Genomic DNA, 23,256 nt, shown 5'->3' on the forward strand with positions numbered 1-23,256 from the left:
AAAGTACCACTCAACGCGAAGTTCGGAAAAAACGGGATTCTAAAAAATCGACGTCACAATTCAAGAATGCGCCTCGTCGTCCTCCTGACGCAGCCGGCCGACACCGAGAGCGGTGCCCTCCAACGTAACGCCGGCGGCGGCAACCTATTCCATCAATGGCTGCCAGTGCCGACCAGCTTCCAGTTCGGATCGCGCGAGCCGGTGTCGCGGGCGAAAGTCCAGATGTCGGTGATGTCGGCCACCTTGTCCGGATTGCCGTCGACGATGTTGCCCATCTTGTCGCGCGTCACCGAGATCATCTGCGAGACGAAGCGGACCGTGACCTGCGCGGTGCGGTCGCGCAACTCGGCACCGACCAGCTCGGCGGTATCGATGGAGACGAAGCGGGTTTCGGTCTTCTGCTCCTGCTTCTCACGCTCCTTGATGACGGAGTCGAAGCTCTCATAGACCTCGGACGACAGCAGGTCGCGCAACGCGCGGCGATCGCCATTGGCAAACGCCAGCACGATCATCTCGTAGGCGCTGCGCGCACCGGTCAGGAAATGGCGCGGATCGAACGATGAGTCATCGGCGACGATCGCGTCGAGGCCACGCGCGAGCGGCGTGCCCGACTCGGCCAGGCCGCGCCAGCGATCGCCCGCCGCCGGCATCTCGCCGCCGGGGACCGAAGCCGAGGGGTCGACGGGCTTGTTGGGAACCGGCATGACGTGGTTGTCCGGCGCACCCTGGACCGCGTTTCTGGCGGCGTGATCGAACGGCGTCCGCTCGCTTCCGGTGCGCTGCCCGAGCACGGCGCGCAGGCGCACGAAGATGAAGACCGCCAACGCCAGGAAGATGATGGTATAAATGTCCACGTCGTGTTCGCTTTCTGACCTGTCGAGCCGAATGCGGAGCCCGGCCACCGGACACCCGTTCTACAGGATCCAGGTAAAGACCCGTGAATCCCTCGGTCGACCCGGATGTAGTCATCGAATTGGGCCCGGCCAATGGCACATTGTGGCGTAGCAATCCTAACCCTTTTCCTTCTCAAGGGGAAATCCGATCGACCCCTGATTGGAACGGGGTAGGCCGGTCGCTGGTTCCGCCCGGGGGCCGATGCGACAAATAGAGGCATGCCGGCCGGATCAATCCTTTGCCTCGGCCTTTTGCGGCGTCCGTGGCTCGTCCTTGTGGAACAAGCCGGCCCTATGGTAGCCACGCGCCGCAACGACCCGCCCTTTTTGCCTGGAGAACACTGCGATGACCAACGGTAACGGCGCCACTCCCGAGGCGGCTGCTCCTCCTCAACTGAACGTGCTGGCCCAATACATCAAGGATCTCTCGTTCGAGAATCCGAACGCGCCGCAGTCCCTGGCACCGCAGGGCCAGCCGCCGCAGATCAATATCCAGATCAATGTCGGCGCCAACGCGCTGAATGACACGGAATACGAGGTGACGCTGACGATCGAGGGCAAGGCCGAGAGCGGCAGCCAAGTGATGTTCAGCTTCGAGCTGGTCTATGGCGGCGTGTTCCGGCTGGTCAACATTCCGCGCGAGAACCTGTCGCCGATGCTGCTGATCGAATGCCCGCGCCTCTTGTTCCCGTTTGCCCGCGAGATCGTCGCCAACTCGGTGCGCGACGGCGGCTTCCCGCCGCTGATGCTGGACCCGGTCGATTTCGTTGGCCTGTACCGCCAGAACATGGAGCGCCAGGCAGCGGCCCAGGGCGGCCAGGTGCTGTCGAGCTGATCTGGTTCAGCTTTACGATTGATGTTTGCAGGGCGTGATCCGCTGCCGATCCGGCGGATCACGTGCCGGCGAGAAACTCCATCCAGATCGGCTTGTCGCCGAGGGTGGCGATGAAGGCGCGATGCGCCTCTCGCTCCGCATCGGTGACACGTGGCAGAAGCGGCTGCTCGCGCTGACGGCGCGGCGTATCGCCGGCCCCCCCGATGCGGATCTCCTGGCTGTCCTGGGTCAGGATCAGCTGCGACTGCCGCGCCCCGACGAGATCGACATAGACCTCCGCCAGCAGTTCGGCGTCGAGCAGCGCGCCGTGCTTGGTGCGGCGTGAGTTGTCGATCGCATAGCGTGAGCAGAGGTCGTCGAGGCGGTTCGACACGCCAGGATGCTTGCGACGTGCGAGCAGCAGCGTATCGACCAGACGATCCCTGGGAATGGCCGCGCGCTTGACCCGGTCGAGCTCGGCATTGATGAAGCCGATGTCGAACGAGGCGTTGTGGATCACCAGCGGGGCATCGCCGATGAATTCCAGGAATTCCTCCACGATCTCGTGAAACAGCGGCTTGTCCGCCAGGAACTCGCTCGACAGTCCGTGAACCGCGAACGCCTCCGCCGGCATGTCGCGTTCGGGATTGATGTAGCGGTGGTAGACTTGGCCGGTGGGCATGCGGTTGATGATCTCGACACAGCCGATCTCGACCAGGCGGTCGCCGCGCAGAGCGTCGAGGCCGGTGGTTTCGGTGTCGAGAACGATCTCACGCATCTGATCTGATCCGTCGAATTCCGCGCCGCCGACGTTCGCGAATCAGCCCCGGCGCTGCGGCATTCTAACGACCTCCGCCAGGATGTCGCGGATGCGTGCCCGCACCGGATCGAGCCCGTGCGAGGTATCCACGACGAAATCGGCGCGCTTGCGCTTCTCGGCATCCGGCATCTGCCGTGCGAGCAGCGCATCGAGCGCTTCTTCCGTCATCGTGCCGCGCGCCAGGATGCGTTGGCGCTGGATCTCGGGCGACGTCGACACCACCACCACGGCATCGACGCGCTTGTCACCGCCGGTCTCGAACAGCAAGGGGACATCGACGACCGCAACCGGCACGCCGGACTGCTCGGCGTCATCGAAAAACTTCTGGTGGTAGGAGCGCAGCATCGGATGCACGATCGCTTCGAGCCGGCGGATCGCGGCGGGATCGCCGACGACCTTGGCCGAGAGCCTGCCCCGATCCACCTTGCCGTTCACCGTGGTCCCAGGAAATTCGGCTTCGATCGCCGGCGCGGCTTCGCCTTCATAGACCTTATGAACGGTCGCGTCGGCGTCGTAGACCGGCACACCGGCTTCCGCGAACAGCTTTGCTGTCGTCGACTTGCCCATGCCCATCGAGCCGGTCAGACCCAGCACTCTCATCCGCGGTCACTCCCCCTCACGCGTGGCTGCGGTCGGCATCAGATCCTGAGCAGCTTCGCTTCGCGAAAATAGGCGAGCAGCGGCAACAGCGGCAGGCCGAGTATGGTGAAGTGATCGCCGTCGATCCGGTCGAACAGGTGCACACCGAGCCCTTCCAGCTGATAGGCGCCGACGCTGGATGTGACGGCTTCGCCGGCGACATCGAGATAGGCTGCGATCTCGGTTTCGGTGAGGGCGCGCATCGTCATCCAGGCAATTGCGACGTGCGAGAACAGCACCTCACCGTTGCGGACCACGGCAATGGCCGAGTGCAGCGCATGGGTGCGCCCGCCCAGCGCCAACAGTTGCTGCATGGCATGCTGGCGGCCGGCTGGCTTGTTGAACATGCGCTCACCCAATGCGAGCGTCTGATCCGCGCCCACCACATATGAATTGGGCCTGCTTGCCGAGACCGCAGCGGCCTTTGCGTTGGCAAGGTGTAACGCGATCTCGTAGGGCGCCACCAGGCCGGCTTCGGCCTGCACCGCGCGTTCGTCGATATCGGCCGGAAGGGCCTCGCACGCGAGGCCTGCGTTCGCGAGCAGCATCCGCCGCGCGCGGCTTTGCGATGCCAGAATGAGAGGCTCGTCACTGCACCAGATGGACATTGATCCACTCACTAGTCCGGAAGCCGCTGCCGCTGCCGGTCGGTATAGAGTTTCAGGATCGCGGCGGCCGTCTCCTCGATCGAGCGCCGCGTCACGTCGAGCATGACCCAGTTGAACTTCGCACTCAGCTTGCGTGCATAGGCGACCTCGTCCGTCACCGACTGCTTGTCGACATAATTCTCATTGCCGGATTCCGCACCCATGCTGAGCAGGCGATTCTGCCGTACCTGGATCAGCCGCTCCGGGGTCGCATGCAGGCTGACGACCAGCGGCTTCTTCAATGTCTCGAGCTGATGCGGGATCGGAATGCCCGGGACCAGCGGCACGTTGGCGGTGCGCACGCCGCGGTTGGCGAGATAGATCGAGGTCGGAGTCTTCGACGTCCGGCTGACGCCCACCAGCACCACTTCGGCGTCTTCGAGGCCGTCGACCATCTGCCCGTCATCGTGGAGCATCGTGTAGTTCAGCGCATCGATGCGGGCGAAATATTCGGCATTGAGCACATGCTGCGCACCGACGCGGCCGGCGGTCGATGCGCCGAGATAGGCCTCAAACAGCTGCATCACCGGACCGATGATCGACAGGCTCGGGATGTTGATCTGCTGGCACTTGCCTTCGAGCCGGCTGACCAGGTCCTTCTCGAGCAGGGTGAACAGCACGATGCCGGGGGCTTCCTCGATCTCGTCGAGCACACGGTCGAGCTGCTTCTGGCTGCGAACCAGCGGGTACACGTGCTCGACGGGGGTCACGTTGGTGTACTGCGCGGCGACCGCTCGCGCGACCGTGATCAAGGTTTCGCCCGTCGAATCGGAAACCAGATGCAGGTGAAAGTAATTGCCGGTGGTGGGCATCAAATCCTTAACGATCTGTGAATCCCTGTGAAGGATGGGACCAAAAAGCGGCCTCGGACCGCTCCCTTTGTATAACCCCGATAGTTCTGCACATGGTCGCCGTCCGGGACGGCGCCAGGCAGCAGCGCGATGATATCGGGACGAGGTCGGTTTGTCTCTGGATAAGCTGTCGAAGGATTTCGGCAAGCGTTTGAATCACATTGAACTCTGCGGCGATCCGGCGCGTGCAGCTCACATGTTGAGGGATGTGAACAAGCTGCGGGCACACTGCGGATGACATTGCATGAGTCCAATCCACCGCTACCTAGACTCAAACCTTAAGATTCTAAAATTATTTGGTTTGGAGGGGACTGAGCGAGCGGATATGTCTCGGCACGCAAGCTGATCACCAGCCGAGAGGATCACGCGTCTCCGATGTATGAGTGGATCAAGGCCCTGCACGTCATCGCCGTCATCGCGTGGATGGCCGGCATGCTGTATCTGCCGCGGCTGTTCGTCTATCATTGCGACGCCGAGATCGGCTCGAAGCAGTCCGAGACGTTCAAGGTCATGGAGCGGCGCCTGCTCAAGGCGATCATCAATCCGGCGATGACCGTGACGTGGCTTGCCGGGCTCTATCTGGTCTGGGCCGGCCACTGGTATACCAGCGGTTGGTTTCATGCCAAATTTCTGCTGGTGCTGATCATGTCCGGAGTCCACGGACTGTTTACCCGCTGGGTCAGGGAATTCGGCGCCGACAAGAACACCCGCAGCCAGAAATTCTACCGCTATATCAATGAGGTACCAACGGTACTGATGATAGGCATCGTGATTCTCGTGATCGTCAAGCCGTTCTGACCGTTTCCCTCGGAATACCGCTGCGCTGCAGACGCCTTGCAGACGCCGGCGCGATTTTCTATATTGTAGATATCCCACCCCACGCAGGCGGATGTGGTTGCGTTCCGGCTTGACCGGCCGCCGCATCAGGTCTGGTGCCTCATCGGCGCCAACCTTGCTCAGACCTGCGGACCTCATTTTCGTCCGCCTTCCCACAGCCACCTCGCATCCCTCCCAAGTCGCTTCCACAGGACCACCCCAATGCGGGAAATCAAACTACAGGACCTCAAGTCAAAGACGCCGGCCGAGCTCGTCTCCTTCGCGGAGGAAAACGGGGTCGAGAACGCCAGCACGATGCGCAAGCAGGAGCTGATGTTCGCCATCCTCAAACAGCTCGCGATCCAGGAAATCGACATCATCGGCGAGGGCGTCGTCGAGGTGCTCTCCGATGGCTTCGGCTTCCTCCGCTCGCCCGATGCCAACTACCTGCCGGGTCCCGATGACATCTACGTCTCGCCCTCGCAGATCCGCCGCTTCGGGCTGCGCACCGGTGACACCATCGAGGGACACATCCGCAGCCCGAAAGAGGGCGAGCGCTATTTCGCGCTGCTCAAGGTCAACACGCTGAACTTCGAGGATCCCGAGAAGTCCAAGCACAAGGTCAATTTCGACAACCTCACGCCGCTGTTTCCGGACGAGCGCTTCCGGCTCGAGCTCGAGGATCCGACCCGCAAGGATCTGTCGCCACGCGTGATCGACATCGTCGCGCCAATCGGCAAGGGCCAGCGTGCGCTGATCGTCGCGCCGCCGCGCACCGGCAAGACGGTGCTGATGCAGAACATCGCGCACTCGATCACGGCCAATCATCCCGAGTGCTATCTGATCGTGCTGCTGATCGACGAGCGTCCGGAAGAAGTCACGGACATGCAGCGCTCGGTGAAGGGCGAGGTGGTGTCCTCGACCTTCGACGAGCCGGCGGCGCGTCACGTCCAGGTCGCGGAGATGGTGATCGAGAAGGCCAAGCGCCTGGTCGAGCACGGCCGCGACGTCGTCATTCTGCTGGACTCGATCACCCGTCTCGGCCGCGCCTACAACACCGTCGTGCCGTCATCCGGTAAAGTGCTGACCGGCGGTGTGGACGCCAACGCGTTGCAGCGGCCGAAGCGCTTCTTCGGCGCCGCCCGCAACATCGAGGAAGGCGGCTCGCTGACGATCATCGCGACCGCTCTGGTCGATACCGGCAGCCGCATGGACGAGGTCATCTTCGAAGAGTTCAAGGGCACCGGCAACTCCGAGCTCATCCTTGACCGCAAGGTCGCGGACAAGCGGACCTTCCCGGCGATCGACATCGCCCGCTCCGGCACCCGCAAGGAAGAGCTCATCACCGAGCCGCAGAACCTCAAGAAGATGTACGTGCTCCGCCGCATCCTCAATCCGATGGGCACGATGGACGCGATCGACTTCCTGCTCGACAAGCTCCGCAGCACCAAGAGCAATGCCGAGTTCTTCGAATCCATGAACACCTGATCGCGCCACGGTCTCGATTTGGAAAGGGCGCTCTTTGGAGCGCCCTTTTTGTTTGACTTGTTTGTCGCTGCGCCCGGCGAGAAGTCCTCGATGCTTATCCGCCCGCCATGGTTCGTCGGCGTAAAGCATGCCGCTGCAAACCGATTGTCTTTCGCTGCCGGTGAGCCCAACTGAGGATCATGCATCCTCACGACCAGACCATCTTCGCGCTGTCCTCCGGACGCCTGCCGAGTGCGATTGCGATCGTCAGACTCTCCGGGTCTCACGCCGGTATCGCCCTTCAGATGCTTGCGGGGAAACTGCCGCTGCCGAGGATGGCGACGCGCGCCTTGCTGCGGGATGGCAATGGCGAACCAATCGACGATGCCGTCGTGCTGTGGTTTCCCGGCCCGGCCAGTGCCACCGGCGAAGATGTTGCCGAGCTGCATGTCCATGGCAGCCGCGCCGTCATCGCGGCGGTGTTCTCGGTCCTGTCGGCGATGCCGCAGATGCGCCCTGCCGAGCCGGGCGAGTTCACGCGGCGCGCGTTCGAGAATGGCAAGATCGATCTGACCGAAGCCGAGGGGCTCGACGATCTCATTCATGCCGACACGGATCGGCAGCGGCGCCAGGCGTTGCGCCAGCTCAAGGGCCTGCTTGGTGACAAGGCGCGGGGCTGGCGTGAGCAGATCATCGAAGCTACGGCGCTGATCGAAGCCGGGATCGATTTTGCCGATGAAGGCGACGTGCCAACCGAGCTGATGGCGCCGGCGCTATCGCGGATTGAACAGCTCCTGGCGCAGATCGAGGCCGTGTTGTCGGCGCAGGGCCGGGCCGAGCGGCTGCGCGATGGCCTGACGGTCGTCATCGCCGGACCTCCAAACGCCGGCAAGTCGACCTTGATGAACCAGCTGGCCCGACGTGAGGTGGCGATCGTCTCGCCTCATGCCGGCACCACGCGCGACGTCATCGAGATCCAGCTCGATCTCCAAGGTTATCCCGTCACGGTGATCGATACCGCGGGGATCCGGGAGACGGACGACCCCGTGGAGCAGGAGGGTGTGCGCCGGGCCCGGGATCGGGCTGCGCAGGCCGATCTCGTGCTGTGGCTGTCCGAGGATAATCAGCCGGAGGCAGAGCGTCGAAGCGAGGTGCCTGTCTGGCTGGTCCGGAACAAGATCGATCTGCCGAGACCGCAGGAGACAGCCACGGCGACGGTGCAGGGTGATGCTCCCGTCTTTGCGATCTCGGCCAGAACCGGAGCAGGGGTGGCCGGCCTGCTGGAGGCTCTGATAGGCTTCGCCCGTGATTTCTTCGGATCGACCGAGAATGGCCTGATCACCCGGGAGCGGCAACGAGCCCTGCTCAATGAGACCGTGGCGGCGCTTCGTCGGAGCGTTACGGCTGTTGATCTCGGTGAGGAGCTCGCCGCGGAGGAGCTGCGGATCGCCGCACTGGCGCTTGGGCGTCTGTTGGGGCGGGTCGATGTCGAGGATGTGCTGGACGTGATCTTCCGCGAGTTCTGTATCGGAAAGTAGCAGCGTCAAGAACCTCGGCGGACGCAGATATGCTTAATGAAATGTTGCTTGGTTAACTGATCGTCAATCGTTTCACGTGAAACAGGGTAGAGCCCTCGTTGGACGTTTCACGTGAAACAAGTCCCAGATGGCACCGATGCTGTTTCACGTGAAACATCTCCCTGCCTGCCCGACGGTGGCGAATGTTTCACGTGAAACGTCTTCCGAGCGTTGTCCGCACACGCTAGATAAGCCTCATGAGCGAGCATCTGACATCCTACGACGTCATCGTCATCGGTGGCGGCCACGCTGGCTGTGAAGCTGCGGCGGGCGCGGCGCGCATGGGTGCCCGAGCCGCCCTGATCACGCATCAGTTCACGACCATCGGCGCCATGTCCTGCAATCCGGCCATAGGTGGGCTGGGGAAGGGACATCTGGTTCGCGAGGTTGATGCTCTCGATGGGCTGATGGGTCGCGTCGCCGATGCCGGCGGTATCCAGTTTCGGGTTCTGAATCGCCGGAAGGGGCCGGCCGTTCGAGGTCCACGCGCCCAGGCCGACCGCAAGCTCTACGCTGCCGCGATGCAGTCGGCGATCCGGGAGACCGCGAACCTCGCCGTCATTGAAGGCGAGGCGGACGAACTGATCGTTGCCGGCGGGCGGGTGGCGGGGTTGCGGCTGGCTGACGGCCGGACCTTCATCTCTGGCGCTGTCGTCATCACGACCGGTACGTTCCTGCGTGGTCTGATCCACCTGGGTGAGAGGACCTGGCCAGCCGGCCGGGTCGGCGAAGCGCCGGCGCTGGGGCTGTCCCGGTCTCTCGAAGCCATCGGATTTCGGCTCGGCCGGCTCAAGACCGGCACGCCGCCGCGCCTGGATGGATCGACGATCGACTGGACAGCGGTCGAGATGCAGCCCGGCGACGATCCGCCGGAGCCGTTCTCCGTCCTGACCGACAGGATCACCACCCCGCAGATCCAGTGCGGGATTACCCGAACGACGACCGCGACCCATGAGGTGATCCGCGCCAACGTCCATCGCTCGCCGATGTACTCCGGCCAGATCAAGTCGACCGGGCCGCGCTACTGTCCGTCGGTTGAGGACAAGATCGTACGCTTCGGTGATCGCGACGGTCACCAGATTTTCCTGGAGCCGGAAGGGCTCGACGACACCACCGTCTACCCGAACGGTATCTCGACCTCGTTGCCCGAGGAGGTCCAGCTCGCGCTGCTGCCGACCATCCCGGGCCTCGAGCGCGTCCGGATGATCCGACCGGGCTATGCGATCGAGTACGACCACGTCGATCCACGCGAGCTGGAGCCAACGCTCCAGACCAAGCGGATGAGGGGCCTGTTCCTGGCGGGTCAGATCAACGGCACGACCGGCTACGAAGAGGCTGCCGCCCAGGGTCTGGTAGCCGGGCTCAATGCGGCGCTCGCGGCGGGCGGCGGCGAGTCGATCGTGTTCGATCGTGCCGACGGCTATCTCGGCGTGATGATTGATGACCTCGTCACGCGCGGGATCACCGAGCCCTACCGCATGTTCACCTCGCGCGCCGAGTATCGTCTCACGCTGCGGGCGGACAACGCCGATCAGCGTCTCACCGACAAGGGCATTGCGCTCGGCTGCGTCGGTGGCGATCGCGCGCGTTTCCATCGAACCAAGATGGATGGGTTGGAGGCTGCCCGTTCGATGGCGAGGTCGCTGACGATCACGCCCAACGAGGCGGCGAAGCATGGCCTCACGCTCAACAAGGATGGCCAGCGCCGCTCGGCCTTCGAGCTGATGGCCTATCCGGAGATCAGCTTCTCCGACATCAGAGCGATCTGGCCCGAGCTTGGCTCGATCGATCCGGCCATCGCCGTCCATCTGGAGATCGACGCCAAATATGATGTCTATGTCCGCCGCCAGAGCGAGGACGTGGATGCCTTCCGGCGCGATGAGGGCCTGGTGCTCGGTGGGGTCGATTATGCGCTCGTCCCGGGTCTTTCGAATGAGGCGCGGGCGAAGCTGACGGCAGCCAAGCCGTGGACGATCGGACAGGCGGGCCGGATCGATGGCATGACGCCGGCGGCGCTCGGGATCCTTGCGGCCTATCTCCGTCGGGAAGCGCGTCGCAGCAAGGCCACCGGCTGAGGCGTTTCACGTGAAACAGGCATCGCCAGCGGTGGCATCCAAGATGATCGAATCGGACAAGGCGGCAGCGCTCGCGCTGACTCCCGTTTCACGTGAAACGGAGCAACGCCTCGATCGCTATGTCGCATTGCTGCTGGAATGGCAGGCGAAGACCAATCTGGTCGCGCCGTCGACCTTGCCCAATCTCTGGACGCGCCACATCGCCGACTCGTTGCAGCTTCTCGATCTCGCGCCCGACGCCAGGATCTGGATTGATCTGGGCAGCGGCGGCGGCTTTCCCGGCGTCGTGCTTGCTTGCGCTTTGGCCGATCGGCCGGGTGCACAGATTCACCTGGTCGAGCGCAACGCCAAGAAGGCAGCGTTCCTGCGCGAAGCAATTCGCGTCACCGGCGCTCCGGGGATCGTGCATTTGTCAGAGATCGGGGATATCGTGGAGAAGTGGAGCGGGCGAGTCGATTGCGTGACCGCACGCGCGCTGGCTCCGCTACATCAGCTCATCGGCTTTGCGGAGCCCTTGGTGAAAAAAGGCGCGAAAGCGCTGTTTCTCAAGGGTCAAGATGTAGAAGCGGAATTGACCGAATCTACTAAGTATTGGAAAATTGAGTCGAAACTTCACTCCAGCCGGACGGGCGGGCAGGGCTGGATCGTCGCAATCGATTGCATCGAGCGACAGAGCTGAATTCCGTCAAGACGACAACCAATGGCGATCGCGCATGGCCGTAATTGATCAGATTTATCAAGAAGATAGAGCCCCGCACCCGGAGGGGCATCCGCGCATCCTGGCGCTCGCCAATCAGAAGGGCGGGGTCGGCAAGACCACGACCGCGATCAACCTCGGCACGGCGCTGGCAGCGATCGGCGAGCGGGTGCTGATCGTCGACCTCGATCCGCAGGGCAACGCCTCGACCGGGCTCGGCATTGACCGCGGCAGCCGTAACTGCTCGACCTATGATGTGCTGATCGGCGAGGCCTCGCTGCGCGACGCCATCGTTGCGACGGCCGTGCCGCGGCTGCACATCGCCTCCTCGACGATGGACTTGTCGGGTCTCGAGCTCGAGCTCGGTTCCACCGCCAACCGCGCCTTCCGTCTGCGCGATGCGATCGCCGGCCTCAACAACAACGTCTCGCCGGAGAACGACTACACCTACGTGCTGGTCGATTGTCCGCCGTCGCTGAACCTGCTGACGGTCAATGCAATGGCCGCGTCCGACGCGATCCTGGTGCCGCTGCAGTGCGAGTTCTTCGCGCTCGAAGGTCTGTCGCAGCTGCTGCAGACCGTGGAGCAGGTGCGCTCGACCCTGAACCCGAACCTCTCGATCCACGGCATCGTGCTGACGATGTTCGACTCGCGCAACAACCTGTCGAACCAGGTCGTCGCCGACGTCCGCCAGTTCATGGGATCGAAGGTCTACAACACGATGATCCCGCGCAACGTGCGCATCTCGGAAGCGCCGTCCTACGGCAAGCCGGTGCTGGTCTACGACTTGAAGTGCGTCGGCAGCGAGGCCTATCTCAAGCTTGCGACCGAAGTCATTCAGCGCGAGCGTGACCTGCGCACGAACTGACTTTGCCTCTGCTCCGGGGGACCTCGTCGCCCGGATCTCATTCGAGGACGGCAGCGGATTCCGAAATGAATCCGTTCCCTCGTTCATTGTGCCGACGGGACCGATCGGCAGCAGACGCAAGCGGAGCGTGACGTGAATCCAAAGGAGAAGGCGATGGCCGACGAGTCGCGATCGCGATTGGGCCGGGGTCTCGCAAGTCTGATCGGTGACGTCGGCCGCGAGGCCGGCGCGCCGCCGGAGCGGCCGCGCAATCAGCGCAAGGTGCCGATCGAATTCCTCAAGCCGAATCCGCGCAATCCGCGCAAGACGTTTTCCGACGGCGAGCTCGCCGAGCTCTCGGCCTCGATCAAGCAGCACGGCGTGATCCAGCCGATCGTGGTGCGTCCGGTGAAGGGCCAGCACGACCGCTACGAGATCATCGCCGGCGAGCGGCGCTGGCGCGCCTCGCAGGCCGCCGGCCTGCACGAGGTGCCGATCGTTCCGGTCGATGTCAGCGACAGCGATGCCCTGGAGCTCGCGATCATCGAGAACGTGCAGCGCGAGGATCTCAATCCGATGGAGGAGGCGCAGGGCTATCACGCGCTCGCCAACGAGTTCAAACGCAACCAGGAAGACATCGCCAAGATCGTCGGCAAGAGCCGCAGCCACGTCGCCAACATGATGCGGCTGACCAAGCTGCCGGCCGAGGTGCAGGGCTTCATCGCGACCGGACAGATCTCGGCCGGTCATGCGCGTGCGCTGATCAACCTGCCGGATCCGATGTCGGCGGCGAAGAAGATCATCGCGGAAGGATTGAACGTCCGCCAGACCGAGGCGCTCGCGCACGAGGAGGGCGTGCCGGAACGCAAGCCGCAGAAGCCACGCAGCTCTGGGGGCATTGCGCCGGCGGAGAAGAAGGACGCCGACACCATCGCGCTGGAGAAGCGCGTTGGCGATGCGCTCGGCCTTTCGGTGTCGATCAGCCACCGCGACCCCGGCGGCACGGTGCAGATCACCTACCGCAGCCTCGAGCAGCTCGACGAGGTGATGCGGCGGCTGGAGCAGGGTTAGGCTGTTAGGTCGTAATTGCTGTCCCGTTGTCGAGATACTTTCTACGAACTCCCGTCAGCTTTGTTGTGACGTCCTCACCACATCGTCATGGCCGGGCTTGACCCGGTCATCCATCTTTTGATGGTACTCGCTCCAAGAGGATGGCTGCCCGGGTCAAGCCCGGGCACGACGAGTTACTCATTAGGCGAGGGGTACGACCAGTGCTTCCTGGTCACGGTTGCCTCTGGTGATCTCGAAACTCTCCTCCGTCATTCCGGGGAGTGCGCGGCACGAACCCGGAATCCATCTCTCGGCAGATCGCTTGGCCCGATGGATTCCGGGCTCGCCGCGCCGGCGCGCGTCGCCCCGGAATGACGTCGGAGATTGGAGCAAGGCCTCGGGCCCACTCATCCCTTGCGCCGCGCGTTCACTGCGATCGACAGCAGCGTTCGCTGCGCGATGGCTGCGGCGAGGCCCGGCTGCTTGCGCATGTCGAGGGCGGCGGTGGCGAGCTGGTCGATGATCGGCAGCAGCCGCGCCGGAGAGAAATTGCGCAGCGCCGTCTCGGCGCTCGGCTTTCGTGAGAAATGCAGCCGCGGAAAACCGCCTTCGAGAATGGCCGACACGGGCGTGCCGGATGCGACGGCAAGGGCCGACTTGTGCAGCCATGCCGCATGTCGCTGCGCAGCGGAGATGATGACACCGGGATAGGTGCCGGCGATCATGGCCTTGCCGAACTCGGTCTCGACCATTTCGGGCCTGCCGCCGAAGGCGCCGTCGACGATCGGGTCGAGCTTCATCTCCGAGGCGTCGGCGACCACCGCCATCACATGGTCGAGCGTCACCTCGCCCTCGCCATGAGCGAACAAGGTCAGCTTGCGCAGCTCGTTGCGCGAGGCCTGGCGGTCGCCGCCCAGCAGGGCCATCAGCGAGGCGCGAGCGTCGGGCGCGATGCGCAGGGCCGCGATGCGCAGTTCGTCGTCGATCAGCTTGGCGAGATCGCGCTCGGTGTCCGGGTAGCAGCCGATCGCGACGGCCGTTTTGGCCTTCTCGCAAATCTTGCGCAGTGGCGAATCGGGGCGGATGTCGCCGGCCTCGATGACGATGCGGCAGTCCCGGACATTCATCTCGCTGAGCGTCTCGACGCCGCTGGCGAAATTGCGCGAGCCGGCGCGCACCCGGATGGCTCGCCGGCCGCCGAACAGCGGCACCGTCATGGCTTCGTCGACGAGGCGCGACGGTTCCGCGGAGAGCTCGTCACCGTCGAGCCTGACCACGGAGAAGGGATCATCGGGATTGTCGACGGCCGACGCGATAAGGGCCTCGGCACGCTCGCGGACCAGGCCCGTATCCGGGCCGTACAACAGGATCAGCGGCCGGGCGGCGTCCGGTTTGGCCAGGAAGGCATCGATGTCTCGTCCGCGCAACGCGACCACGGCGATGTCAGCCGTGCGTCAGGTGCCGGCGGTGAAATAGGCCGCGAGCCGCGTCTTGATCTTCTCGGCGACTTCCTCGGAGGCGCGATCCTCGGCATCACGGAAGGCGCGCTGGCGGGCGAAGCGCTGGTACGAGCCGGGGATGTCGTAGGAGGTACGCGCGAAGGTCGTACCGGTCATGACCGATTTGTTGGTCGCCAGCTCGACCAGATTGTACTGCACGTCGACGCCGACATTCTCGGTGGTCGGCAGGCCGGTCGTCTGCGAGACGATCAGCGAGGACCGGCTGGTCTGCAACCGCAGCACCAGCTTGTGGGTCGGGGCCGCACCGGTCGCGGTGCCGTAGAGCTTGAATGCGAGCGCGTTGCGGATACCGACGCCAATGCGCGCCTCGGGGGAGGCGTTCGGCTTGTCGACCGGCGGCAGCTCGATGCCCATCAGCTTGTCGCGCAGGGCAGGGGTGCCGTCAGCGTGCTCCGCGTACATCGGCTGGAAGCAGCCGGCCGTCAGCCCGGCCAAGGCGGCCACGGCAACGAGGCGTGCAGCGATCCGAAACCTAGCCGACGACATTCACGATCCTCTTGGGAACAATGATCACCTTGCGAACGGCCTTGCCGTCCAGTGCTAGTTTTACTGCATCGAGGGCCAAAACGGCAGACTCAATTTCCGGATTCTGCGCGTTGCTGGCGACTGTGACTTCTCCGCGCTTCTTGCCGTTGACCTGGACGACCAGGGTCATGCTGTCCTCAACCAGCAAATCGCGTTCGATTTGCGGCCAGGAGGCCTCCGAGATCAGGCCAGTCTGGCCCAGCACCTGCCAGCATTCCTCGGCCAGATGCGGCATCATCGGCGAGATCAGCTGCACTAGGATGCCGGCGGCCTCGCGAATCGCCCAGGCCAGGTCCGGCGCCGGAGTCGCCGGCCGGCCCAGCACCTCGGCCAGCGCGTTGGCGAATTCGCGGATGTGCGCCAGGCAGACGTTGAAATGCAGCCGCTCGATGCCGCCGGTCACCTTGTCGAGAGCGCCATGCGCGGCCTTGCGCAGCGCCAGCGCGTCTGCGCCGAAGTCGGAGGGACGGGAGGAGGGGGCCTCCTGGCTTGCTGCGACCGATTCGTTGACCAGCCGCCACAGCCGCTGGACGAAGCGGGCCGCGCCCTGCACCCGTTCGTCGCTCCAGATCACGTCGCGATCCGGCGGTGAGTCCGACAGCATGAACCAGCGCGCGACGTCGGCGCCGTAGCTCTCGATGATGTCGTCGGGATCGACGGTGTTCTTCTTCGACTTCGACATCTTCTCGATCGGGCCGATCGTGATGTCCTCGCCGGTGGCGGCCAGCACCGCGCGGCGGCCGTTGCCGCCGACCTCGATCTTGACCTCGGCGGGATTGACGTAGGTGCCATCGGCCTTCTGGTAAGTCTCGTGGACCACCATGCCCTGCGTGAACATGCCGGCGAACGGCTCGTCCATGGCGACGTGGCCGGTGGCCTTCATCGCGCGGGTGAAGAATCGGCTGTAGAGCAGATGCAGGATCGCGTGCTCGACGCCGCCGATATACTGATCCACCGGCATCATCCGGTTGGCGACCGCAGGTGTCGTCGGCGAGGTCTCGTTCCACGGATCGGTGAAGCGCGCGAAGTACCAGGACGAATCGACGAAGGTGTCCATCGTGTCGGTTTCGCGGGTCGCCTTGGCCCCGCATGTCGGGCAGGTGACGTGCCTCCAGCTCGGATGGTGGTCGAGTGCGTTGCCGGGCTTGTCGAAGGTGACGTCATCAGGCAGCACGACCGGCAGGTCCTGCGCCGGCACCGGCACGACATCGCATTTGGGGCAGTGGATCACCGGGATCGGGCAGCCCCAATAGCGCTGGCGCGAGATGCCCCAGTCGCGCAGGCGGAAATTGACCTGGCGCTCGCCGACCGGCGCGCCGCCGCGCGGCTCGCTCTCGAGCCGCCTGGCGACCTCGTCCTTGGCCTGCGCGATCGTCATGCCGTCGAGGAAACGCGAATTGATCAGGCGGCCGTCGCCGTCGAAGGCGGTATCGGTGATGACGAAGCTCGCTGGGTCCTGGCCCTCGGGGCAGACCACCGGGACATTGCCGAGGCCGTATTTGTTGACGAAGTCGAGGTCGCGCTGGTCATGCGCCGGGCAGCCGAAGATGGCGCCGGTGCCGTACTCCATCAGCACGAAATTGGCGACATAGACCGGCAAGGTCCAGCTCGGATCGAACGGGTGCACGGCGCGGATGCCGGTGTCGAAGCCCTGCTTCTCCGCGGTGTCGATCGCCTCCTGCGCGGTGCCGATCCGCTTGATCTCGGCGATGAACGCGGCGAGCTCCGGGTTCTTCGCCGCCGCGGCCTGGGTCAGCGGATGGTCGGCCGAGATCGCCATGAACTTGGCGCCGAACAGCGTGTCCGGCCGGGTCGTGAAGATCTTCAATTCGGTCTCGCCGGCCGGCGTCGTCGCCGGATCCAGCGCAAAACGGATCAGCAGGCCTTCCGAGCGGCCGATCCAGTTGCGCTGCATCAGCCGTACCTTGTCGGGCCAGCGGTCGAGACCATCGAGCGCGTCCAGCAGCTCCTGCGAGTACTTCGTGATCTTGAACACCCACTGGTTCATCTCACGCTGTTCGACCACCGCACCGGAGCGCCAGCCGCGACCGTCGATGACCTGCTCGTTGGCGAGCACGGTCATGTCGACCGGATCCCAGTTCACCTTGCGCTTCTCGCGCTCGACCAGCCCCGCCTGCATGAAGTCGAGGAACATCTTCTGCTGGTGCTTGTAGTAGGACGGATCGCAGGTGGCGAACTCGCGCGCCCAGTCGAGCGACAGCCCGATCGAGCGCAGCTGCTTCTTCATCGCGGCGATGTTGTCGTAGGTCCACGCCTTCGGCGCCACCTTGCGCTCGATCGCGGCGTTCTCCGCCGGCAGGCCGAACGCATCCCAGCCCATCGGGTGCAGGACGTTGAAACCCTTGGCGCGCATAAAGCGGGCCAGCACGTCACCGAGCGTATAATTACGGACGTGGCCGATATGGATGCGTCCCGACGGATAGGGAAACATCTCGAGCACGTAGTATTTCGGACGCGGATCGTCGTTCTTCGTGGCGAAGATCGCCTTCTCGTCCCACTGGCGCTGCCAGCGCGGCTCGGCTTCACGGGCGTTGTAGCGTTCGGATGTCATGGAATCGCTTATAATTTTCGAGGATTCGCGTCGTTTGAAGACGGCGGACTAGGCCACAAAAGCGGCAGCCCGGTCAATGGGGCGACAGATGATGATACCATTTTGGGCATCTGCTAAGCGACGGTAATCGTGAGTTTTTTGCGGGCTCTGCCGGCAGTGTCGAAGGTCCGATTGAGGCACGGTTAAGACTTGAATGGGAGACTGAGTGCATACATCCAGGCATCCGCCCGCATCTGGGGTCACTCCACATCGTGTCCGGCGCTACGTTCGACGAGCTTGACTTCGAGTACGCGACGACGGTCGCGGAAAAGGCCATGAAATCCATGGCTCAACAGCGCGTGCCACCGACGCCTAACAACTTCCATCTGTGGTTCAAGTACTCCCTGGGCTCGGCGTCGGACCTCAAGCGCGCCGTCGACATCCTGGTCAGCAACAAGCGCAAGTTCGACAAGACCACCAACCAGGCGCTGTTCGACACGTACATCGGCCAGCAGGGTACGGAAGCGGCCGTCGTCCACAAAGTCTCGCAGCAGTTGCATGGCGTGATGGACTCCGCCAAAAGTTATCTGACCGCCGCGATCGCCGACAACCGCACGCACATGGCGGCGATCGATGGCGTTGCCGAACGCAGCGAGCAGGGCGTCGATCCGAAGATCCTGATCGAGAACCTGGTCAGCGAGCTCGCCCAGGCGACCGCGCGTGCTGCGAAACTCGAAGTGAGCTTTGCCGAAAAGTCACGCGAGCTCGACACCATCAGGGACTCGCTCAACAAGTCCGAGCAGCGCGCGCGCACCGACACGCTGACCGGATTGCCGAACCGCCGCGCGCTCGAAGAGTTCTTCCGCCACGCGCAGATCGAGGCGATGGAGCGCGACGAGCCGCTCAGCATTCTCCTGATCGACGTCGACCACTTCAAGAAGTTCAACGACAATTACGGCCATGGCGTCGGCGATCAGGTGCTTCGCCTTGTCGCCAAAGCCTTGCGCGAGCGCGTCCGCGACAACGATCTTCCGGCGCGCTATGGCGGCGAGGAACTGATCGCGGTGCTGCCGCAGACCGACCTCGAAGGTTGCACTGTCATCGCGGAGCGGATCCGACGCACCATCGCCGACTGTCAGTTCACGCGTCGCTCGACCGGCGAGGTGTTGCCGCAGATCACGGTGTCGATCGGCGTCGGCCAGTTCCAGTTCGGCGAATCGATGGCTGATCTCATCGACCGTTGCGACCGCGCGCTGTATCTCGCCAAGAAGCTCGGTCGCAACCGCGTCGTCACCGAGCTCGAGCTCGACCGCAAGCTCGCGGTCGGCTGATTGCGGGCCGCGGCCGCAGCGCCCTATCCGGCGCGCACCACGCCGCTCCTGTCGTCAGCGAAATCCGCGAAGCCATGTGCAACCACCGTGTTGCGGCCGCGATGCTTGGCCGCATAGAGCGCGGCGTCGGCGGCTTCGATCAGGTCGGAGGGCATCAGCGATTCGTTCGGCCGCGTCGAGGCGACGCCGACGCTCACGGTGACGCATTGATGCGCCGAGGTCGCATGCGGCAGCTCGAGCTCCAGCACCGCGGCGCGCACCTGCTCGCCGATCGCGAGCGCCTCTCTGGCACCCATGCCCGGCAACAACAGGCAGAACTCCTCACCGCCATAGCGGCCGGCGAAAGCCGTCATCGCGCCGGCGATCTGCGACAGCGTCTCGCCGAGACGTGACAGGCAGGCGTCACCCTCGGGGTGACCATAGGTGTCGTTGTAGAGCTTGAAGTGGTCGACATCGATCATCAGCAGCGACAGCTCGGTGCCGGCCTGCTGCGCGCGGCTCCATTCGACGTCGATGCGGTTCTGGAAGCCGCGGCGGTTGGCGAGGCCTGAGAGCATGTCGATCGACGCCATCACCGTCAGCCGGTCATTCGCGGCGACCAGCTCGCGCTCGCGCTGGCCAAGCTTGGCGGCCATCGCATTGAAGGACTTTGCCAGCGGCACGAACTCCGACGGCAGATGCTTGGTGGTGACGCGCGCCGACCAGTGGCCATGGCCGAAGCGCTTGGCGGTCGCGGCGAGCATGCTGACGGGCTTCACGATCAGCTTCTCGGCGGCGATCAGCGCGCCGAGCAGCACGATCAGGCACACGAGGCCGGCCTGCAGATAGGCGTTGCGGATCTCGCGGTCGATGGCGGCGGTGACGCGGGTCTCATCGATGCTGACGATCAGCCGCGATCCGGTGTCGGCGATCCGGGTGAAGGTGATCGCGCGCTTGGATCCATCCGCCGCCGTGAAGCCCATCGTCTCGGTCGGCTTCCCCGAACTCAGCGCGGTCTCGGCAACGGCCGACAACAACGGCACGCTGTCGAGCGGCCGGCCGATCAGCTCGGTGCGGTCGACGGGCGCTGCCAGCACGGTTCCTTCGCTGTCGACCAGCACCGCCGTGATGCCGGGGCGGCCGCCAAGATTGTTCATGATCTTGGACATCCATTCCAGGTTCACGCTCGCCAGCATCACCGCGTCCGGCTCGCCGGTGATGGCGCCGACCGGATAGGCGGCCATGACGATCGGCACGTGCGACGGTTTCGACAGCAGGTAGTCGCTGAACACGAAATCGCGTGATTCCTGGGCGCCACGGAAATACGGCCGGTCGCTGAAATCGAGCCCGACATATTGGTTGTTGGTCGAGCACTGGATGCGGCCGTCGCGGCCGGCGATCATCAGGGTGCGGATCCAGGGCAGGGTCGCCGGCAGGCTGGCGCGCATCATGTCGCAACTGCGGCTCACGCCGGTGCTCGACGCCCGGACATAGGCGGTCGACTTCAGCACCGTCTCCACCGACATGATGACCTCGCGCTGCATGTCGGCGCTTTGCCGGGCGAGGCCGAAGAATTCCTCCGATGCGAGCGCGATCTGCCTCGTCCTGGCGCTTTCCAGGGAGCGCGCGCGTTCCAGCATCAGCGGCGCCACCAGGATCAGGGCGAGCAGCGCCAGCCGGGCGCGGATCCCCATCAGCCGGTTCAGCTTCACTCTATTGCGATTGAAGCGGATGCTTGGCATTTCTTTCCCCTACCCCGGCCGTGCAGGGTAAGGAGAAGGGCTCAAGAACCCTTTCTCGAACTCTGTAAAATTGCAGCCAAACCCGCAAATCTAACGACCGACGGACGCCATCGTGCCTGAATTGAACGCCTCATCCCCGTCCTCGCCGTCTGCGCTCGCCGCCGTCGAGCAGGAGATTCTGCGCGCCTGCCGCGATGCCGAGCGCGATCGCGCCTCGGTCACGCTGATCGCCGTGTCGAAGACCTTCGATGCCGAGGCAATCGAGCCGGTGATCGCGGCCGGACAGCGCGTGTTCGGTGAAAATCGCGTTCAGGAAGCCAAAGCCAAGTGGCCGCCACTGATGGCCGCGCATCCGGGACTCGCACTGCACCTGATCGGGCCGCTACAATCCAACAAGGCCAAGGAGGCGGTGGCGCTGTTCGAGGCCATCCATTCGGTGGACCGGCCAAGCCTGTGCGCGGCGCTCGCCAAGGAGATTTCCGCCCAGGGCCGTCATCCGCAGCTGTTCGTCCAGATCAATACCGGCGAGGAACCGCAGAAGGCGGGAATCGCGCCCGGCGACGCCGACGCCTTCATCGCCGCCTGCCGCAAGGACTACGGGCTCGTGATTTCAGGGCTGATGTGCATTCCGCCGGTAGAGGACGCGCCCGGTCCGCATTTCGCGCTGACCGCCAAGATCGCCGCCCGCAATGGCCTTGCGCATCTGTCGATGGGCATGAGCGCCGATTTCGCCACCGCCATCCAGTTCGGCGCCACGCATGTCCGTGTTGGCTCGGCGATCTTCGGGCATCGCTGAAGGGGGGCGCAATCGCGGTCGGCCCCTACTCGAACCGCACCGATACCTGCCCCAGATCGCCGAAATCGGCCTCCATGTGGTCCCCGCTGCCGATCGGCAGCGGCGCATGACAGGTGCCGGTCGTGACCACCTGCCCTGCCCGCGCGGGCACGCCAAGCGCGCTGAGCTCGTTGACCAGCCAGGCCAGCGCTATCAGCGGATCACCAAGCACGTTGCGGCCGTGGCCGATGAAGGTCTCGCCACGCAGCGCGATGCGCGGCCGCTCCGCGATCAGGTCGCGGCTGCGCCAGTCGGCGGTGGTGGCCTCGCCCAGCACGAACAGATGCGCGCAGGCATTGTCGGCGATCAGTTGCGCCTCGCCGGCGCTGACGAAGTCGGCGAACCGCGAATCCGGGATCTCGATCGCGGGATGCAGGGTGTCGACCGCGGCCAGCACCTCTGCGACGTCATAGGGTGTCGGCCGCGGCAGCAGGTCCGCTCCCAGGCGGAACGCGAACTCCGGCTCCGCGACCCGCATCGCGTTACCGGCCATCGCTGCGGTGCCACCCGCCGGCAACACCGTCTCGGCCAGGATCCGCCCGGCCATCGGACCGGCGACATTGATATGGCGCTGGCCGGCCTCGCTGGTCGCCGCAATTTTCCAGCCAAATAGTGGCTTGGGCGAGTGGCGCTCGAGTTCGGCCTGGATGGCATAGCCCTCGGCGCGGTCCCTTGGACGCAACTCCGGCGGCAGCGCCGCCAGCTTCCGGCCTTCGTTCCAATGCTGACGCAGAAGGCCCGCGGCGCTGGCTGGCTGATCCGGTGCGCGCATGCCGTCCTCCCCTTCTCTTGTTATTGGATGACGATCCTGGTCCGCGGGCCGATCCTTTGCAACAGACGCAGCATCGCTGGGCGGGTCATGGCCACGCAGCCTGCGGTCGGGCCGAAGTTCGGCCGCGCCAGATGCAGGAACACGGCACTGCCGCGGCCCGCGATCCGCGGCCGCGTGTTGTGGTCGATCTCGATGATGAAATCGTACAGATGGTCCTGGCGCGCCAGCCGGTCTCCGGGCCGGTCGCCGCGCAGCCGGATCGCCTGGTTGTAATGCCGGTCGGCCGGGTCCTCGCACCAGGCATCCTCCGGACCGATCGGCCGAACCGGCAGGACCGTGTGTGGGCGGGGGTGACGGTCGGCCCGCCACCACAGCCGCCGCGGCCGGAACACGCCTCGTGGCGTACCACCATCGCCTTCGCGCTTGTTGGCCAGGATGCCGCCGCGGCCGAGCGCCACCGGGATGACCTGGCCCCAGACATGGAGCCAGCCGCGCTGCCGCAACCCGGCTTTGGTGCGAATCGAGATCCGCGATGCTGGCATGCCAAGCTTCACCTTCGATAACGACATGAAACAACGTGCCTTTTCATTGCCATGGATTGCCCGGTAATTGCCTTAATGTCGGCAAATGGTCCGCCGCGAGGGTCGAACAGGACAATCATCTCAATCCCTGCCCAATTCTGAAGTAGAGTCCGGGCGCTTGTGAATCGGTAACAGCCCCCTACTTCAAGACGGAACAGGGCTGATGAGCCTGTTTGCCCACCGTTTGACGGCGCCACCCATCCGATCCCGCCGGCGCCACCTAGAGG

At 64.5% G+C, this 23,256-nt stretch carries 21 protein-coding genes; 10 read left to right on the top strand and 11 right to left on the bottom strand.

Going from position 1 to position 23,256, the window contains the following annotated elements:
- Positions 1-152: 152 nt before the first annotated feature.
- Positions 153-854, bottom strand: a complete 702-nt coding sequence (locus tag QX121_RS26655) for a Tim44/TimA family putative adaptor protein (RefSeq protein WP_315813455.1) — start codon at positions 852-854, stop codon at positions 153-155.
- A gap of 385 nt (positions 855-1,239) precedes the next feature.
- On the opposite strand from QX121_RS26655, the gene secB reads away from it, so the two are divergent.
- A complete protein-coding gene (gene secB, locus QX121_RS26660) occupies positions 1,240-1,728 on the top strand; it encodes a protein-export chaperone SecB (protein ID WP_315740420.1) in 489 nt (162 codons plus the stop codon).
- 58 nt (positions 1,729-1,786) lie between these two features.
- Here secB and dnaQ read toward each other — a convergent pair whose 3' ends face one another.
- Genes dnaQ through QX121_RS26680 form a run of 4 tightly spaced genes read right to left on the bottom strand, consistent with a single transcriptional unit; the run spans position 1,787 to position 4,625 of the window.
- Positions 1,787-2,485, bottom strand: coding sequence for a DNA polymerase III subunit epsilon (gene dnaQ / locus QX121_RS26665; RefSeq protein WP_315759081.1), 699 nt, complete (start codon positions 2,483-2,485; stop codon positions 1,787-1,789).
- Positions 2,486-2,527: 42 nt separating this feature from the next.
- Positions 2,528-3,127, bottom strand: a complete 600-nt coding sequence (gene coaE / locus QX121_RS26670; protein ID WP_315813456.1) for a dephospho-CoA kinase — start codon at positions 3,125-3,127, stop codon at positions 2,528-2,530.
- 38 nt (positions 3,128-3,165) lie between these two features.
- The gene (locus QX121_RS26675; protein WP_315740417.1) at positions 3,166-3,774 is read right to left on the bottom strand and encodes a Maf family protein; all 609 of its coding nucleotides are present in this window, start codon (positions 3,772-3,774) and stop codon (positions 3,166-3,168) included.
- Positions 3,775-3,785: 11 nt separating this feature from the next.
- Positions 3,786-4,625, bottom strand: a complete 840-nt coding sequence (locus QX121_RS26680) for a pyruvate, water dikinase regulatory protein (RefSeq protein WP_315740416.1) — start codon at positions 4,623-4,625, stop codon at positions 3,786-3,788.
- Between the two features lie 414 nt (positions 4,626-5,039).
- Here QX121_RS26680 and hemJ point away from each other — a divergent pair, with 414 nt between their 5' ends.
- The 7 genes from hemJ to QX121_RS26715 all read left to right on the top strand — a co-directional run bounded on the left by hemJ (position 5,040) and on the right by QX121_RS26715 (position 13,214).
- Positions 5,040-5,462, top strand: coding sequence for a protoporphyrinogen oxidase HemJ (gene hemJ, locus QX121_RS26685; RefSeq protein WP_315740415.1), 423 nt, complete (start codon positions 5,040-5,042; stop codon positions 5,460-5,462).
- Positions 5,463-5,702: 240 nt separating this feature from the next.
- Entirely contained in the window at positions 5,703-6,968 is a 1,266-nt protein-coding gene (rho, locus tag QX121_RS26690) for a transcription termination factor Rho (protein ID WP_315740414.1), read from the top strand.
- Between the two features lie 179 nt (positions 6,969-7,147).
- Positions 7,148-8,485 carry a tRNA uridine-5-carboxymethylaminomethyl(34) synthesis GTPase MnmE gene (gene mnmE, locus QX121_RS26695; RefSeq protein ID WP_315813457.1) on the top strand — a complete coding sequence of 446 codons (1,338 nt, stop codon included), beginning with the start codon at positions 7,148-7,150 and terminating at the stop codon, positions 8,483-8,485.
- 236 nt (positions 8,486-8,721) lie between these two features.
- The gene (gene mnmG, locus QX121_RS26700) at positions 8,722-10,599 is read left to right on the top strand and encodes a tRNA uridine-5-carboxymethylaminomethyl(34) synthesis enzyme MnmG (RefSeq protein WP_315813458.1); all 1,878 of its coding nucleotides are present in this window, start codon (positions 8,722-8,724) and stop codon (positions 10,597-10,599) included.
- A 10-nt stretch (positions 10,600-10,609) separates the two neighbouring features.
- Entirely contained in the window at positions 10,610-11,278 is a 669-nt protein-coding gene (gene rsmG, locus QX121_RS26705; protein ID WP_409999376.1) for a 16S rRNA (guanine(527)-N(7))-methyltransferase RsmG, read from the top strand.
- Positions 11,279-11,312: 34 nt separating this feature from the next.
- The gene (locus tag QX121_RS26710) at positions 11,313-12,164 is read left to right on the top strand and encodes a ParA family protein (RefSeq protein WP_315759087.1); all 852 of its coding nucleotides are present in this window, start codon (positions 11,313-11,315) and stop codon (positions 12,162-12,164) included.
- Positions 12,165-12,317: 153 nt separating this feature from the next.
- Positions 12,318-13,214, top strand: a complete 897-nt coding sequence (locus tag QX121_RS26715) for a ParB/RepB/Spo0J family partition protein (protein ID WP_315813482.1) — start codon at positions 12,318-12,320, stop codon at positions 13,212-13,214.
- Between the two features lie 386 nt (positions 13,215-13,600).
- Here the strand turns inward: QX121_RS26715 and holA are convergent, their stop codons facing one another.
- The 3 genes from holA to leuS are packed head-to-tail and all read right to left on the bottom strand — an operon-like array spanning position 13,601 to position 17,810.
- A complete protein-coding gene (holA, locus tag QX121_RS26720; RefSeq protein WP_315813459.1) occupies positions 13,601-14,629 on the bottom strand; it encodes a DNA polymerase III subunit delta in 1,029 nt (342 codons plus the stop codon).
- 18 nt (positions 14,630-14,647) lie between these two features.
- The gene (lptE, locus tag QX121_RS26725) at positions 14,648-15,199 is read right to left on the bottom strand and encodes an LPS assembly lipoprotein LptE (protein WP_315813460.1); all 552 of its coding nucleotides are present in this window, start codon (positions 15,197-15,199) and stop codon (positions 14,648-14,650) included.
- The gene (gene leuS, locus QX121_RS26730) at positions 15,186-17,810 is read right to left on the bottom strand and encodes a leucine--tRNA ligase (protein WP_315813461.1); all 2,625 of its coding nucleotides are present in this window, start codon (positions 17,808-17,810) and stop codon (positions 15,186-15,188) included. The genes lptE and leuS overlap by 14 nt, the downstream gene beginning before the upstream one ends.
- A 323-nt stretch (positions 17,811-18,133) precedes the next feature.
- Between leuS and QX121_RS26735 the strand changes: the two genes are divergently transcribed.
- A complete protein-coding gene (locus tag QX121_RS26735; protein WP_315740505.1) occupies positions 18,134-19,120 on the top strand; it encodes a GGDEF domain-containing protein in 987 nt (328 codons plus the stop codon).
- 23 nt (positions 19,121-19,143) lie between these two features.
- Here QX121_RS26735 and QX121_RS26740 read toward each other — a convergent pair whose 3' ends face one another.
- Positions 19,144-20,841 carry a diguanylate cyclase domain-containing protein gene (locus QX121_RS26740; protein WP_315740406.1) on the bottom strand — a complete coding sequence of 566 codons (1,698 nt, stop codon included), beginning with the start codon at positions 20,839-20,841 and terminating at the stop codon, positions 19,144-19,146.
- 112 nt (positions 20,842-20,953) lie between these two features.
- On the opposite strand from QX121_RS26740, the gene QX121_RS26745 reads away from it, so the two are divergent.
- Entirely contained in the window at positions 20,954-21,637 is a 684-nt protein-coding gene (locus QX121_RS26745; protein WP_315813462.1) for a YggS family pyridoxal phosphate-dependent enzyme, read from the top strand.
- 25 nt (positions 21,638-21,662) lie between these two features.
- On the opposite strand, the gene QX121_RS26750 is transcribed toward QX121_RS26745, so the two are convergent.
- Positions 21,663-22,448 carry a fumarylacetoacetate hydrolase family protein gene (locus QX121_RS26750; RefSeq protein WP_315813463.1) on the bottom strand — a complete coding sequence of 262 codons (786 nt, stop codon included), beginning with the start codon at positions 22,446-22,448 and terminating at the stop codon, positions 21,663-21,665.
- A gap of 20 nt (positions 22,449-22,468) precedes the next feature.
- Positions 22,469-22,990, bottom strand: coding sequence for a L,D-transpeptidase (locus tag QX121_RS26755; RefSeq protein ID WP_315813464.1), 522 nt, complete (start codon positions 22,988-22,990; stop codon positions 22,469-22,471).
- Positions 22,991-23,256 lie beyond the last annotated feature (266 nt).

The sequence above is a fragment of the Bradyrhizobium sp. SZCCHNR2028 genome (genome assembly GCF_032380995.1).
GTDB lineage: Bacteria > Pseudomonadota > Alphaproteobacteria > Rhizobiales > Xanthobacteraceae > Bradyrhizobium.